The 16,344-nt window shown below is 43.5% G+C and carries 13 protein-coding genes; 1 reads left to right on the top strand and 12 read right to left on the bottom strand.

The annotated features are described in order from the left end of the window. Positions 1-2: 2 nt before the first annotated feature. From pheS to GSF04_RS12165, 4 genes are all read right to left on the bottom strand, one after another. Positions 3-983, bottom strand: a complete 981-nt coding sequence (gene pheS, locus GSF04_RS12180; protein ID WP_010604038.1) for a phenylalanine--tRNA ligase subunit alpha — start codon at positions 981-983, stop codon at positions 3-5. Positions 984-1,066: 83 nt separating this feature from the next. Next, a complete protein-coding gene (gene hda, locus GSF04_RS12175) occupies positions 1,067-1,771 on the bottom strand; it encodes a DnaA inactivator Hda (protein WP_211859645.1) in 705 nt (234 codons plus the stop codon). A 1-nt stretch (position 1,772) separates the two neighbouring features. Continuing rightward, positions 1,773-2,834 (bottom strand): DUF2066 domain-containing protein, encoded by a 1,062-nt coding sequence (locus tag GSF04_RS12170; protein WP_211859644.1) that lies wholly within the window; start codon positions 2,832-2,834, stop codon positions 1,773-1,775. 123 nt (positions 2,835-2,957) lie between these two features. Then, the gene (locus GSF04_RS12165) at positions 2,958-4,130 is read right to left on the bottom strand and encodes a sensor domain-containing diguanylate cyclase (RefSeq protein ID WP_211859643.1); all 1,173 of its coding nucleotides are present in this window, start codon (positions 4,128-4,130) and stop codon (positions 2,958-2,960) included. Between the two features lie 179 nt (positions 4,131-4,309). Here GSF04_RS12165 and GSF04_RS12160 point away from each other — a divergent pair, with 179 nt between their 5' ends. Next, positions 4,310-4,750 (top strand): VOC family protein, encoded by a 441-nt coding sequence (locus tag GSF04_RS12160; RefSeq protein ID WP_130126509.1) that lies wholly within the window; start codon positions 4,310-4,312, stop codon positions 4,748-4,750. 80 nt (positions 4,751-4,830) lie between these two features. Here the strand turns inward: GSF04_RS12160 and GSF04_RS12155 are convergent, their stop codons facing one another. From GSF04_RS12155 to dapB, 8 genes are all read right to left on the bottom strand, one after another. Then, positions 4,831-5,583, bottom strand: a complete 753-nt coding sequence (locus tag GSF04_RS12155; RefSeq protein ID WP_193521821.1) for a transporter substrate-binding domain-containing protein — start codon at positions 5,581-5,583, stop codon at positions 4,831-4,833. A gap of 225 nt (positions 5,584-5,808) precedes the next feature. Next, complete coding sequence (locus tag GSF04_RS12150) at positions 5,809-8,607, bottom strand: collagenase (protein ID WP_211859642.1); 2,799 nt, start codon at positions 8,605-8,607, stop codon at positions 5,809-5,811. A 253-nt stretch (positions 8,608-8,860) separates the two neighbouring features. Next, on the bottom strand, positions 8,861-9,136 hold the full coding sequence (locus tag GSF04_RS12145; RefSeq protein WP_039495521.1) for a hypothetical protein: 276 nt from the start codon (positions 9,134-9,136) through the stop codon (positions 8,861-8,863). Positions 9,137-9,285: 149 nt separating this feature from the next. Next, positions 9,286-9,891: a hypothetical protein gene (locus GSF04_RS12140; protein ID WP_211859641.1), complete on the bottom strand. Its 606-nt coding sequence runs from the start codon at positions 9,889-9,891 to the stop codon at positions 9,286-9,288. A gap of 155 nt (positions 9,892-10,046) precedes the next feature. Continuing rightward, the gene (gene greA, locus GSF04_RS12135) at positions 10,047-10,523 is read right to left on the bottom strand and encodes a transcription elongation factor GreA (protein WP_010377973.1); all 477 of its coding nucleotides are present in this window, start codon (positions 10,521-10,523) and stop codon (positions 10,047-10,049) included. 46 nt (positions 10,524-10,569) lie between these two features. Beyond that, a complete protein-coding gene (gene carB, locus GSF04_RS12130; protein ID WP_039495519.1) occupies positions 10,570-13,788 on the bottom strand; it encodes a carbamoyl-phosphate synthase large subunit in 3,219 nt (1,072 codons plus the stop codon). Between the two features lie 16 nt (positions 13,789-13,804). Further along, the gene (carA, locus tag GSF04_RS12125) at positions 13,805-14,941 is read right to left on the bottom strand and encodes a glutamine-hydrolyzing carbamoyl-phosphate synthase small subunit (RefSeq protein ID WP_010377970.1); all 1,137 of its coding nucleotides are present in this window, start codon (positions 14,939-14,941) and stop codon (positions 13,805-13,807) included. 206 nt (positions 14,942-15,147) lie between these two features. After that, complete coding sequence (gene dapB / locus GSF04_RS12120; RefSeq protein WP_039495517.1) at positions 15,148-15,951, bottom strand: 4-hydroxy-tetrahydrodipicolinate reductase; 804 nt, start codon at positions 15,949-15,951, stop codon at positions 15,148-15,150. Positions 15,952-16,344 lie beyond the last annotated feature (393 nt).

Genomic DNA, 16,344 nt, shown 5'->3' with positions numbered 1-16,344 from the left:
TCTTATCTGAATTGGTTTAGGAATTTTAAGTCGTTTTCGAAGAAAGCTCTTAAGTCAGTTACGCCATAACGTAACATCGTCAAACGCTCAACCCCCATACCAAAGGCGAAACCAGTGTATTTTTCAGGGTCAATGCCTACCGAGCGCAGTACGTTCGGGTGCACCATGCCGCAGCCTAGTACTTCAAGCCATTTACCATTTTTACCTTTTACGTCCACCTCAGCTGAAGGTTCTGTAAATGGGAAGTATGAAGGACGGAAGCGAATCTCCATATCTTCTTCAAAGAAGTTGCGTAGGAAATCGTGCAAAATCCCTTTAAGTTCTGTAAAGCTTACGTTAGTGTCTACCATCAAGCCTTCAACTTGGTGGAACATTGGCGTATGTGTTTGATCGTAATCGTTACGGTATACACGACCTGGCGAGATAATTCGCAAAGGCGGCTGCTCAGCTTCCATAGTACGGATCTGAACGCCACTGGTTTGTGTACGTAGTACCAATTTAGGATTGAAATAGAAAGTATCATGATCGGCACGCGCTGGGTGGTGCTCTGGAATATTTAGCGCGTCAAAGTTATGAAAGTCATCTTCAACCTCTGGGCCAGATTTAACAGCAAATCCTAGCTCACCAAAAAACTGCTCAATACGCTCTATGGTGCGAGTAACGGGGTGAAGGCCACCAGCTGGCATTGTACGACCCGGCAACGTCACATCAATCGTCTCAGCTGCTAGCTTCTGCTCAAGTGCTGCATTGGCTAACGCTTCACGTTTTACCGTAATCGCATCTTGTACTTGGGTCTTAGCTTGGTTAATCACTTGACCTGCATCTTTACGCTCTTCTGGTGCTAGTTTGCCTAGCGTTTTAAGAAGACCTGTGATCTCACCTTTTTTACCAAGGTAGTTAACTCTAACTTCCTCAAGGTGCGCAATTTCGCTTGCCTGCTCAACGGCTTCAAGCGCTTGCGCTAAAATATTTTCTAAATTCATTGTCTACCTGATCTTTGCTGAGGTAATTTGCTGTTATTTAATCTCTTATGATAACTGAATTGCAAGGCGATATTCTAGCCCTGTTACAGCTTTAAAGTGGCTTTTATAAAAGGAATTGTTAACTTTCTTTGCGCAGCCATGGATGCGTGATCGAGTTTATCCAATACATCAAGTAACGCGCGCATATCACGACTCAATCTCGTGAGCAAAAATCGCGCACATTCATCGGAGAGCTCAAGGCCACGCATGTGTGCTCTTTTTACTAAGGCTTCGGCTTTATCATCATCACTCATCGAGCGGATCTGAAAGGTCGTTCCCCAGGTTAGACGCGATTCTAAGTCTGGCAGTGACAAATTCAGCATGTTGGGCAACAGATCGGCAGTAACCACAAGGCATTTGCCTTTTTCATTAAAACGATTGAAAAAGTTAAATAAGGCTTTTTCCCACGCTTCATCTCCTGCAACCAAATGCACATCGTCTATACAAACTACATCCAATGCATCGAGCCCATCTAACACTAACGGACCAAAATCCAACACTTCTCGCATCGACAATAAAATAGTCGAGAGTCCAAGCTCTTGCGCTTCAATGCACGTAGCATATAGCAAGTGCGACTTGCCAGAGTCAGCCAATCCACACAGATAAGTGTACTGAAATCCGGCTGAACGACGGGCAAGACCATTTTTTAAGTGGCTTACTTCCAATGAAGCTTCGCCGCCAAAATACGAGGCAAAGGTTTCGTCATCAGGCAGCGTCACTGGCAACGCCATTTGACGTGGCGATTCCATCCTATTTACCCACCCAATTGTATTTAAGGTTGTTGTCGTCTGCGATTTGATAATAGGCTCTCGGGTCTTCGTACGCCTTAAAGCTTTGCTCCAATGCAATCGTTTTACGCAAGTCTGATACGCTTGAGGTATGTTCAATCGCAAACTTCACAGCTGTTTTCGCACGGTAGATCACATCAACATCCACCACGGTACTCATAGATAGAAAACGACGCTTCGCCATTTCTACATCCGTAAATGACTGTAATTGCTCAACCACAATTTCAGTTCGATGCGCTTCTAGAGTGAGATTAGGATCGATAACATATTTCTGAGCTAAGGTGCTAGATAGCTGGTTCACCATATCAATAATAACTTGCTGCTTGTCACCGACATACTGCTCAGGCTCAAAATATTCGGCATCAGTGTAGCGCCAGTCTAGCTGCCAAGAATTTGTATGGGCAGGCTGAAACAAACGTGCGGTGATAACGCGCTCCGCCTCATAACGCAATGACGCTTCCTCAACTTCATTAGAAAAGTTTCCCCATACCTCTGCGATACTCACATTGCTGCGATCTTCAAGATCCATCAAAGGAACAACCACTGGCACGCCCCATTCGTCTGCGGTGTCATAAATCAGGCGTTCGAGTTGAGGGTAACTTTCTTGCGTAACAAACTCTCGGCGGAAGTTATCTTCAATCACCATCCAAATCGCGACCATAGGACGGCGGTTACCCCAAAGCGGTAGGCCAGCTTCTCTGACTAGATCTTCGACCTTACCAGGCTCAAACTCCACCTTAATTTTGGTTACGCCTTGTCGATCATAATATTCATATCTCAGCATGTAATCTGAGATGCGCTTAAGGCTCGCTTGGATAGAAGGGTGAGAAAAATCATCGGCTTTACCTGTGAGCTTTTGCAACACTTTTAATAATGCCTGTTGGCTCGCTTGCGCTCGCGTTGCGCGAGATTTGTCGCTAACACTCAGCGAGGCTTCATATAAATTTTGAACTTCTACTGCTTTTGCCGTCATAGCAAAACAAAACAGTGCAATAAGGATCAGCCTGATGATCATAATGTCCATGTTTTTCTGACTATAAAGCCTGATCCTAAATCAATCATCTGCTTAAAGCAAAGGGCAACGAGCAATATCATGAAATTTTATAAAAACATGATAAATAACAAAATATTAATCTTATATTCAGTGTTATTTGAAGCTAAATGAGACCTGATTCTTGCCCTTTCCTTTAGACTCGTATAGCGCTTGATCCGCTACTTTTAATAACGATTCCGCACTGAATTCCACGCTCTCAGAAACCGCCATGCCGATGCTACACCCGACATTGACCAACTCACCATTGGTAAGCAAGATATCTTCATTTATCACGCTCAACAGGCGATTTGTTAAGCTTTCAAGCAAGTCTCTGGCAATTTTTTCATTGATCACAAAGACAAACTCATCTCCACCAATACGACACACAAAATCATATTCTCGTAACGCTTCTTGCAGACGTCTTGCTACATGTACCAAAACCTCGTCACCACTATGATGGCCGTGATTATCATTGATCGGCTTGAAGTTATCTAAATCGAGATACCCTAAATATACATTTACTGGCTGTCGCATCGAACGAGCGGACATTTTATTCAGCTCGTTAAAAAGGTATTTTCGGTTCGCCAGTTGCGTAAGGTTATCGTGGTAGGCATCAAACTCTAGCTTTTCTTGAAGTGATTTGCGCTTTTCGACCTCTGTTCTTAATTCTTCTAAACTCACACTAAGTTCATGGGTGCGTTTTTCTACCATTGCTTCCAATTCAAGCTCATGGGTTCTCAGGGCTGTATTCGCTTCAATGAGTGCTTGCTGGTTTGCAAATGCATCCATCGCAGACGCAATAACATGACTAACGGTATACAACAAATCCACCATGGCTTCTGAGTATTCATCGCTACGACGGTAGGATTGGATCACAAACGCGCCTAAATGCTTGTCGCGATTGATTAGCGGAAAGCACAACCATTGCTTGGGGAAACTGCCTAACATTTCAATAACCCCTTTCTCGGTCAGTGCCATCAAAGCGTGCTCAGAATAGTTCTTTACACTGTCAGAGCGCAGCGCATAACTAGTAAGCGTTTTGTCTATTTCTGTGCTAGTTAGGCTATTTAATTCCTCGAGCGAAATACTGTCTTTGACATCATGGAAATAGGGAAATTCAAACTCGCCATCTTGTCTTTGCAAAACCACATAGAAATTGTCCGCGTAAGTAATTTTTTGCACAATACAGTGCACATTCAACAAGAAGTGCTCCAAAGATTCGCTGGTGTTTAAACACGAAACGATATCTGTCATGCTATCTATTACTTCAGGAAGTTCTGCCATCATTGAGCGCCCTTTTGAATCGTTAATTCTCAATCTCACAAAAGCTTAACTAGCAGTGCTAAAAATTACCAGAAATCAATTACTTTTTTATCCGCTCATCTAGGTGCCCGAGGTCTGTTGACCTTTCAATCTGATGTGTAACACTTTAAAATTTGCTGACTAGAGTCTAAACGGAATACATAATGAAATACTTACATACTATGGTACGAGTACGTGATCTTGATGAATCCATGAAGTTTTATTGCGACCTCTTAGGTCTCGTTGAAGTGAAACGTTATGACAGTGAACAAGGCCGTTTTAGTTTAATTTATCTCGCCGCCCCTGATCAAGTTGAGCAGGCGCAGCAAAGCTTTTCTCCTACTATCGAACTTACCTATAACTGGGATCCGGAAGAATACACTGGTGGTCGTAATTTTGGCCACTTGGCCTTTGCCGTAGAAAACATCTATGCACTTTGCCAAAAGCTGCAAGATGCCGGTGTGGTGATCAACCGACCACCGCGCTGTGGTCACATGGCATTTGTTAAATCTCCAGATGGCATTTCGATCGAATTACTCCAACAAGGTGATGCATTGCCTTCAGCTGAGCCTTGGCAGTCAATGGAAAACACGGGTAGTTGGTAATAATTGCTGGTAATCACTAAAGTACCGGAGCGATGTATCTAACCTGAAATCAGAATAACTACGCTCCTTTCCCCCTTACTTCAATAAGCAAGATGGTAGCTTTTAAGCAATTTCACCAGTTGCTTTTTGAAAGGCTTGGAATCTAACACCTGTTGTAGCGCCTCAAAATCCGATGCTGAATTTTTAGGCGCCAATATTGCTCTAAAATAGGTTTCATGGGGATTTTGAGAAAAGTGAAACACTCGCTTCCAACCATTTTTAGCAACAAGATATTCTGTCGTAGAGCGACTGACAATGGCAATACTCACCCGCCTTTTGAGGATCATCTCCAATAGAGCTTCTTCGGAATTTACGTTCACTCGCTGGATATTGGCTTGCTCCACTCCTTGGTCCAAGTGGCGATAGTAGTACCCAGCAATGGCGCCAACTTGATTACCGTACAATGAGCTAGGGTGATAATACTCAAACGGTTGCTCTACATGCGAGACGAATTCGTCCGTGTCATACATTAACGGGCCGCTCCACAAATACTTTTGTTTTTTGCGGTCATCAAACCAAGCTGGGTTTACCCCTAAAATAAATCCTTTGAGTGTTTGCTGTTCAAGCTGCTTATCTAAGCGTTTACGTGGTACAAAACGTACTTCTACCTGCAGCTCTTTTTGCACGGCATTAATAAGTTTTGCTAAATCAAAATAAAGACCTTTTTGCGATTCTAGATCAATAATATAGGGCGGCTTGTGATGATATACGTAGAGAATTTGGGTTTCAGCGGCTGTCACTGAAAAGGCCACCATTAACCAAGTGGAAATGGCAATAAAGTACTTTTTTAACACTGAGTGCCTCGTGTCTAACCTAAACTTTTAATACAGTCTAAAACTACAGCCTAGCTCCTTCTCGGCATATCGGTTAATTCCTTTCACATGTTTTTAAATGAGCAAAGGGACCAAAGGCCCCTTATTTTACAAAAATATAACAAAAACAAATTATGAACAAGTAATAACTGTGATCTCTATCACCCGTTTTATTACTTTCATTATGTCTGCCTTAGTATTAGGCAATTACTGACAACCATCTTTGTTATAAGACACTTTCAGCGCTGCCCCCGTTGGTGCGCCTGACACTTTCAAGTATCCCCAATATTCAGATTGCACACTTATCTCAATGCACTCTTGGTTACCTTGATTGAACGAGCTTGCATCCACATTAGTGCCATTTGGCCATCCTGCATTGCTGTATTCAAGCCCAAGATCACCACTACCATGAGCTGTTTTGATCACCACCGATTGTTGACCACTTACATTCTCAAGGCTAAACCACATCGGCTCTTGGCTTCCAAGGCAAATTGTTTCATCCGCTGCTAATCTACCATTAGAGACACTACCCTGCGACTGACATACGTCCTCTATTGTTGAATTTGTTGCGATTTCTCCTAACAACTGCACATTTTCAAAGCGATTATAACCATGCAGCATAATGTAATAGGTGCCAGCGGTAGGTGTAGTGATTTCACATACCTCTTCGTTACCGGATTGGTATGGTCTGCAATCATATTCGCTGAACGTTGGCGCCGAGCCTAACTTAACGTAAAGATCGGCATCACCTGTACCTCCAGACGTGCTGATGACTAATTTATCAGTGCCAGCAGCGACATCGATTGAAAATGCAACTTGTTCATCTTGCTCGCCCGCAACCGTGACAGGTACGCCAGACTGTAGTTTGTTTGAAGTCGTTGCGCTTACAGTAGCCACTGTATTACTAGTGTGATTCAAACCGCTAGGATCGCTCACCGTTAAGCTAATTTGATACTCGCCTGCTTGCACATAACTGTGCGTGGGATTGGCTTCATTACTTTGGCTACCATCACCAAAACGCCACAGATAAGTGAGTACATCACCATCAGGGTCGACACTACCTTGGCTTGAAAATAGTATCGCTTGATTAACATCACCAGAGTATGGCCCATTAACCTCTGAAGTAGGTGCGTTATTCTGACCACCAGCAGCAAGCTCGTTGCACCATTGAACAAACTCTGATTGATACTGTGATGCGAGGCGGTCCATACGGGCTTGGTACGCATTCCAATTTGCTTGTCGCGTTTCCTGTCGCATTGCGAGCACTTCATCAAAGTGTTTTTCATACAGGAATCTCACCCCTAAATAACCCCAACGGTAAATTCTATCTTGATCAAAACCGTCATACGTCGTGCTGAAGATTTCGGCTAGCGTATATACTGAGCCATCTTTGATTGTGTCTATTGCGGCTTGATTATCATTGAGGTTTGCAATGTACTCAGCCACCCCTTCACTCCACCAGACGATAGGCTTAGTCGGAGCATTAAAGTCACCATACAGGTCAAAACGCCCATCAAGATAATGTACGTATTCATGCTCTAAGTTCCAGATGTAATGATCCGGCTTTGCATAACTGGCCTCGTATGCAACAAAATTAGCAACGTTATTCACATCGCTAGGATCACCCTCTAAATACATACCACCGTTGTCGGTGCTGATTTTAAAAATGGCTTTGGCATATTTTTTATAGTCTGCACTGCTATTAAAGATATTCACTTGCAGAAAATCATTGTTATCATCGGCAACCGGTAAGCGGCCTGTTTCCAGCATGGTGTGGAATCGCCCTTCTTCCGCTTCCATGGTTTGACACGCTGAAGTCAATTGCTGAGCGGTGAGTGCTTGTGCTCTAATCTTTATTGTATCGCTACAACTATGTTGTTGAGAAAGTACTTTGCTCTCAAGTTCTTTATCAAAATTACAAATACCAAACTGGCCACAATCAGCATAATAGGTCGCGACATCAGCCGCAGCTAACCAGACACCATCGCCAAAGCCATAACTGTTATAACGCGAGAATAAAGCGGTTAATTGCGTGTCGACTGACTCTTGAATAGCTGCACCATTGTATAATTTAAGTCGAGCCAATTCGCTCGCAGCATTGATGATTAGATATTCAGAGTCTGAATTTACCATCCAAGTTTGTGCGGTGAAGCTCCCTAGTAAACTCACCAATTGTTGATCGTTTTTAACCAAAGCGACAAAGTTATCATTCCACTGACCACGATATAAGATAGTGAAAATGCCGTTTACCGCACTGCGCATATTCCACTTCTGAGCGTAGCTTTCATTCCATTTAGATAGCCATGCTTTTACAACTGGCAGATAGTGCCCCTGTAGTTCCGATGAGTCCATTGTAGTAATAGCCTCACCGAGTACTTTACCATGAGCATCATTGTCGTCGTAGAAATGGCTATTACCAACAAAAGCATCCAACGCATCTTTCACCGCAGGCTTAACCCAAGTAGCAAAAGTCACCTGGTCATTGTAAAACTCAACATAAAAGCCAGCGCGAATAAATAAATAAAGCGCTTCGAGGTCGGCACTGCCGTTGCCTGAATAGCTTTGCGAAAGCGATTTGGCATTTTGCGCCGCAGCGTACATTTTATCTGAAGTGAATACTTGTGTTTGGATGCTGCTGTCAGCGGAGAACAAAGCATTGATACAGCTCGTACCCTGTTGCTTTATTTCAGTAACAATTTGGCTACTGCTCGCACTTGCTAAGCTATTTAAATCACATGCAGCAATCGCTTCACTTTGGCTTACTGCCATCGCTTGCAATAATGGCGTGTGTTTAGCAGATAACAGCGGCATGCTCCTAGTTGGTGTATGTGCAACGGGTGCTCTATCATGCAAATTTTTGTGCTCATGGCCATGGGAAATGTTCGTTTCCACTTGAACCGATGCATCGAGCGGCTTAAAGAGTCGCTGTGATTCTTGATGTGCGTTGGCTGAATTTATTGCTGTAAGCGCAGATAGCGCCAAAGTGAGTTTTGTAATTTTCATCATTTACCTTTCCTGTTGTGTATCCAAACCCGATTGGGTTATAGGTTTTTAACACTAAAATTACAATGTATACAATATATTTTATATAACTTTATGGAATAGTGGCTCGACGGAAAAGCCACCATAATCTTAAAAGCGGGTATCCAAAGGGGGAAGGTCGTTGGTTACAAATTCACCCAATTGGTTGATCTTTATGATTAAAAGTCCAACCAATTGACGAAAAGAAGGAATAAAAATTTATAGTGAGTGGAATAAATTAGATCTTATCAATATGGGAAATGGCGCCAGAAGTGATTTTTACTCTCACTCGATAAGTGGATAGCGTGATTGAATAAACACCGTCATTTGGTTTTTGTGCTAATAAATGCTGTAGCCCTAACAGCAACTCATCTGTATCGTTACCACTGCTGGTGTTTCTTGAATCTAGGTATTCTTTTCCCTGCTTCATAGCCTTATCCAATACCACTGAAGCGACTTGCTGAGTAGACTTATTTTTCAACGTCTTAAACAATGCGCTTTTTAATAAACTCATGGTTATTCTCCTGATAAAGATACCGGCTCATACTAACATATCATTTATGAACCGGTGCCTGATTGGTTTTGGGAACAATCCGAGTGTAACAAGCTCGCACTAAAAGTCTAAAGCAAATTCGTTTCAAACTATGTCAGATGTGTATAATCCTATTCAATCTCAACTAAATAATTGACTTGCTCGGCAAGCTGCTTACCAGAGAAAAGCTTCGGTACAAAGTGTAATAGGTTCAAGGACAGCTGGTGCTCTGAGCGGGTGGTATTTACTAAACTGGGTAAAGTGCCTAATTCGCTGCTTATATCATGCCAAACGGGATTAGCCTCATTGAGCTTGTCATAAGCAATCGTATTGAACTCAAAATTTTCAAAATATTCATCAACCAAAAACAAGGGCTGAGTGAGCTTGAGCGAATTAAGTAACTCACGAGAAAAACTGTGTCGAGCTTCTGAGCTTTCACTGGTAAAAAAGTGGCCTGGCAGGTTATAACCAATGATTAAATCAGAGCTTGCGTATAAGCTGTTGGTATACAACAAAGCAGTAAGAATAAGGTAGGTATCGTATCTCGCTAAGCTCACCCCTTGCAAAAGCTCACTCTGCTTACTAAGGTCAATCGCACAGCGACTACGCATGGTACGCCAAAAACAATGTTGATTCAGGGAGAGGTCCCGCGCGCCAGCGCCTGCCAACTTAGATTTCCAACTCGATATAAACAATTCAAACCCTTCTGTTTTGAATTGATCGACTTCAAATGACATCCTTTTCTCCTAAAATTGTTTGTACCAAAAATATACAGGCATCACACAAAGCTATAAGAATATAGAGAAATGGCAATTACACGGCATTACAGCAGCAAAAGTAGAAATGATTGTTATAGTAAAAAGCCCGCGGATGCAGGCTTTAAAAGAAAGGATTACTTGTATTCAACTTCAATGATTTCATATTCAACAGCACCATTTGGTGTTTGAATATTCACTGTATCATCTAGTTCTTTACCGATTAACCCACGCGCAATCGGTGAATTAACAGAAATCAAGTTGTTCTTAAGATCGGCCTCGTCGTCACCAACGATACGATAAGTTACTTCTTTGTCTGTATCTACATTCACAATAGTCACAGTACTACCAAAAATAACCTTGCCGTTGTTCTGCATTTTAGTCACGTCGATGATTTGTGCTGTCGAAAGCTTAGCTTCAATTTCTTGAATTCGGCCTTCACAAAAACCTTGCTGCTCACGTGCAGCATGGTATTCAGCATTTTCTTTCAAATCACCGTGTTCACGCGCTTCTGCAATATCTGCAACGATTTTCGGGCGAACAACTTTTTTTAAATGATTCAGTTCATCACGAAGCAATTCTTCGCCTCGTACTGTCATCGGAATTGATTGCATAAGTATCTCACTCATTGCCAGAGCTGACGCTCTGGCCTTGTTCTTTTTAGTTCAAACGCTGGTGTAGTTCTTGAACAGAGTTTACAGAACTTCTGTCGTCAGCTTCATTCGCTGTACAGTTTGCAAACGCTGCATTTAGCGTAGTGGTGTAGTTAGTCTTATGCTGAAGTGCACCACGACGTAACACCTTCGAGTCCTCAATAGCTTGGCGACCTTCGGTAGTATTAACGATATAGCTGTACTCACCATTCTTGATACGGTCAAGAATATGAGGACGGCCTTCGAATACTTTGTTTACGCGACGTACTTCAATACCCGCTTCTTCAAGCGCTTTCGCCGTACCATTCGTTGCATCTAACTCAAAACCAATTGCTTTCATTGTCTTAGCTAGTTCAACTACGCGTGCCTTATCACCATTGCGCACAGATAGTAGCGCGCGGCCGCCACGTGGTAAAGTGTTTGATGCACCTAATTGGGCTTTTGCGAATGCTTCGGCGAAGTTTTCACCAACACCCATCACTTCACCCGTCGAGCGCATCTCTGGACCACGCATTGGGTCAACACCTGGGAACTTAGCGAATGGCAATACCACTTCTTTCACACTGTAATATGGAGGGATAACTTCCTTCGTTACACCTTGACTTTCAAGAGACTGGCCAACCATACAACGTGCAGCAACCTTTGCAAGTGCAACGCCTGTTGCTTTTGAAACAAATGGTACTGTACGAGCAGCACGCGGGTTAACTTCAATCAGGTAAACTTGGCCGTCTTTCACCGCAAACTGGGTATTCATCAGGCCAACAACACCTAGTTCCAGCGCCATATCACGGACTTGCTTACGCATCACATCTTGAATATCTTGCGGCAGCGTGTGTGCAGGCAATGAACAGGCCGAGTCACCCGAGTGAACACCTGCTTGCTCGATGTGCTCCATAATACCGCCGATGATAACGTTCTCACCGTCACAGATAGCATCAACATCTACTTCAATTGCATCATCTAAGAAACGGTCAAGTAGTACTGGCGCTTCATTAGAAACAGACACCGCTTCTGTCATGTAGCGACGTAAGTCGTCTTCATCGTACACGATTTCCATTGCACGACCACCAAGTACGTATGATGGACGAACAACCAGTGGGAAGCCAATTTCTTGTGATTTAGCAACCGCTTCTTCTAGTGACGTTACCGTTGCATTTTCTGGTTGTAGTAGGTTTAGACGCTCTACAAGCTGTTGGAAGCGCTCACGGTCTTCTGCGCGGTCGATAGCGTCAGGAGAAGTACCAATCACTGGCACACCATTCGCTTCAAGGTCTCGTGCCAGTTTAAGTGGAGTTTGACCACCATACTGAACGATCACGCCTTTTGGCTTTTCAACACGGACAATTTCTAGCACGTCTTCCAGTGTAATTGGCTCGAAGAATAAGCGGTCAGACGTATCGTAGTCTGTTGAAACTGTCTCTGGGTTACAGTTAACCATGATAGTTTCATAGCCATCTTCACGCATCGCAAGGGCTGCGTGTACACAGCAGTAATCGAATTCGATACCTTGACCGATACGGTTAGGACCGCCACCGATAACCATGATTTTGTCTTTGTCAGAAGGATTCGCTTCACATTCTTCATCATACGTTGAGTACATGTAAGCGGTGTCTGAGCTAAATTCTGCAGCACATGTGTCTACGCGCTTGTAAACAGGCAGAATTTCAAGCTGGTGACGCTTCTTGCGAATTTCTTTTTCTGATACGCCTGCGATTTCGGCAATGCGAGCATCTGAGAAACCTTTACGCTTCAAGCGGCGCAGGAAGTCTTTGTTTAGACCTGCCATGCCCACTTCAGCGATTGTCGCTTCATCTTTTAAGATGTCTTCGATTTGCACTAGATACCAAGGGTCAACTTTAGTGAGTTCAAATACCTCTTCAACAGACATACCGTGACGCATCGCATCAGCAATATACCAAATACGCTCAGCACCCGGCTCACGTAATTCGCGGATGATCGTTTCTTTTGCGTTTGGCGCGTCAAGTGCAACGATTGGGTTCAGACCCGTTGCACCCACTTCTAGGCCTCGTAGTGCTTTTTGTAATGATTCTTGTTGGTTACGACCAATTGCCATTACCTCACCAACAGACTTCATTTGCGTTGTTAGACGGTCGTTTGAACCTGCGAATTTTTCGAAGTTAAAACGAGGGATCTTAGTCACTACGTAGTCGATTGACGGCTCAAATGATGCTGGAGTTGCACCACCTGTGATGTCGTTTTGAAGCTCATCAAGCGTATAACCTACGGCAAGCTTGGCAGCGATTTTAGCGATCGGGAATCCCGTTGCTTTTGACGCAAGTGCAGAAGAGCGCGATACACGCGGGTTCATCTCGATGATAACCATACGGCCATCAACAGGATTAACACCAAACTGAACGTTTGAACCACCCGTTTCAACACCAATTTCACGAAGTACCGCCATCGAGGCGTTACGCATGATCTGATATTCTTTATCAGTTAGCGTTTGTGCTGGTGCAACTGTGATTGAGTCACCAGTGTGTACGCCCATTGGGTCGAAGTTTTCGATTGAACATACGATGATACAGTTGTCGTTTTTGTCACGAACTACTTCCATCTCATATTCTTTCCAGCCTAATAGGCTTTCATCGATAAGCAGCTCATTTGTTGGTGACAGGTCAAGACCACGAGTACAGATCTCGTCAAACTCTTCCATGTTATACGCAACACCACCACCGGTGCCGCCCATAGTGAATGAAGGACGAATAATACATGGGAACCCGATTCGAGTTAAGATATCGTGCGCTTCATCCATTGAGTGTGCAATTTCAGCACGAGGACATTCTAAGCCGATATTTTTCATCGCCGCGTCAAAACGCTCACGGTTTTCCGCTTTATCGATTGCATCTGCAGTCGCACCAATTAGCTCAACGCCATGTTTAGCAAGCACACCGTGCTTATCTAGGTCTAGCGCACAGTTAAGAGCTGTTTGGCCACCCATAGTCGGCAGCACCGCATCAGGCTTTTCTTTTTCGATGATCTTTTCTACCACTTCCCAGTGAATAGGCTCGATGTAAGTTGCATCCGCCATTTCAGGGTCAGTCATGATAGTCGCAGGGTTAGAGTTTACAAGAATAACTCTATAGCCTTCTTCTCTAAGCGCTTTACAGGCCTGAGCACCAGAGTAATCGAATTCACATGCTTGGCCGATAACGATTGGGCCTGCGCCCAAAATCAGAATGCTTTTTATGTCGGTACGTTTTGGCATTATTACTCCGGTCTAATTAAGCGTTGCGAGATTGCATTAATTCAATGAAATGGTCGAATAGCGGTGCCGCATCATGTGGACCAGGACTTGCTTCAGGGTGACCTTGGAAGCTAAACGCTGGCTTATCAGTACGGTGAATACCTTGCAGTGTGCCATCGAACAGTGACTTGTGCGTTGCACGTAGCGTATCAGGAAGCGTTGCTTCGTCAGCAGCAAAACCGTGGTTTTGTGCAGTGATCATCACGACATCACGATCTAAGTCTTTAACCGGGTGGTTACCACCATGGTGACCAAACTTCATTTTTACTGTTTTCGCACCAGAAGCGAGTGCTAATAACTGATGGCCTAAACAAATACCAAAAATAGGTGTATCTGTTTCTAAAAATGCTTTGATTGCTTCAATGGCATAAGTACATGGCTCAGGGTCGCCAGGGCCATTTGATAGGAAGATACCATCAGGGTTTAATGCAAGTACGTCAGCAGCGGAGGTTTCTGCTGGAACAACGGTTAACTTACAGCCTCTATCAACTAACATTCTAAGAATGTTCTTTTTCACACCAAAATCGTACGCAACAACATGGAATTTTTCTTCTTCAGCAGAAAGCGTTTTAAAGCCCTCGCCTAGAGTCCAGCTTGATTCACGCCATTCAAACTGAGATTCTGTTGTTACTACTTTTGCTAAATCCATCCCTTTCAAGCCAGGGAATGCTTGCGCCGCTTCTAGCGCTTTTTGCTCATCTACTTCGTCGCCTGCGATGATACAGCCGTTTTGAGCGCCTTTATCACGTAAAATGCGAGTTAGTTTACGAGTATCAATATCTGCGATCCCTAAGATATTGCGTTCTTTCAAGTAATCACTCAATGATTGTTCGTTACGGAAATTACTCGCAAGCAGTGGTAAGTCACGGATCACTAGGCCTTTTGCCCAGATCTTGTCCGCTTCCTCATCTTCGCTGTTAGTACCGGTGTTGCCGATATGTGGGTAAGTAAGCGTAACGATTTGTTCCGCGTATGAAGGATCCGTTAAGATCTCTTGATACCCCGTCATTGACGTATTGAATACCACCTCACCGACTGACATACCGTCAGCACCGATAGCAGTACCGCGAAACACCGTGCCGTCTTCAAGGACTAACAGAGCGGATTTAGTCAAGTTAACCTCCTAATAGTAAAAAACGGGCGAAAGCAAAACGCTCAACATCCCGTCTACAAAGCGCTTGGTAACACGCAGTTATTAAAATTTTGGCAAATTCGTTATAGTCTACAGCATGAATGCCTTTTCGTCTAATACAAATCACAAAAATTATAAAAATAAGCCATTAAACTCTTTTTTTGCTTTAAAGCCTCAAAATGTTATACCTACTTCTTTAAATCTAGCACATCTTGCATATCATAAAGGCCTGCTGGCTTATCTTTTAACCACTGCGCAGCCCTTACAGCACCTGACGCAAAGGTCAATCTCGACGCTGCTTTATGTGTTAATTCGAGCCTTTCCCCCATTGTCGAGAAGTAAGCCGTATGTTCACCTACTATATCTCCCGCTCTAAGGACCGAATAACCGATTTCTTGTTGAGATTTCGCTTCATGGCTCTGGCTTCGGTCGTAAACCGCAACCTCATCATGTTGCCAGCCTTTTGCTTCTGCAATCGCCTCTCCGATAGCGAGTGCAGTTCCTGAGGGTGCGTCGATTTTGTTGCGGTGGTGCGCTTCGAAAATTTCAATATCCATGTCGTCAGCCAGCTTTTGTGCGGCTGTTTGTACTAAGTTCAGTAGCAGGTTAATGCCAACGCTATAGTTGCGAGAAAACACAATTGGGATATCTTTTGCGGCTTCGACCAACAGCGCCATTTCACTTGCTGTCAGTCCAGTAGTACCGATCACCATCGGTTTTTTAGCGGCAATTGCAGCTGATAAATGCTGCTTCATGCCCTCTGGCAAAGTGAAGTCTATTAATACGTCAACATTTTCAAGCTTACTTTGCTCGGAGCTAAAACAGATATTTGCGTCTGCTTGAGGCTGCAATTGATTAACTGCTTTATCAAGATATTGTGAATTATCTCGTACAAAAGCGTTGGCTAGCTCTACTTGTCGCGACAAATAACAGGCTTCAATCAATGCTAACCCCATTCTGCCATTCGCACCGTAAATACCTATTCTTGTCATACGTTACCCTTTTTTATTTGCGATGTTGATTATCCAAAAGGCAGCAACGATGGCTAACCGGATAATAGAAATGTGTTTTTGCGGGAGTAGAGTTTACCGTATCTGTGTGTCATAGTCAGTTAAGTTGAAAATAATAAAACATTAGACTTTAGACGTCTAAACATATAAACTGCCGCGCTCGCTCACCTATTGAAGTTGAGAGATTTTCATCTTATACCAATTGCATTAAGTAAATGGGCTATTTTGAAGCGGAGAAATAGCTTTAGTAGCTAGGCAAAAATTTTGCTATTCATTTGTTCTAAATGAGAAATTTTTAACGACGCTAATATGCTAGTTCCCCCTTCAAATTGGTGGGAGAATTAATACAATTGGTATTAGGTGTGTTGTGCGGTT

Origin of the sequence: Pseudoalteromonas sp. A22, from assembly GCF_018141345.1 — a bacterium.
Taxonomy (GTDB): domain Bacteria; phylum Pseudomonadota; class Gammaproteobacteria; order Enterobacterales; family Alteromonadaceae; genus Pseudoalteromonas; species Pseudoalteromonas maricaloris.
Note: the sequence above shows the minus strand (reverse complement) of the source record. Positions and strands in the feature narration are given on the sequence as shown.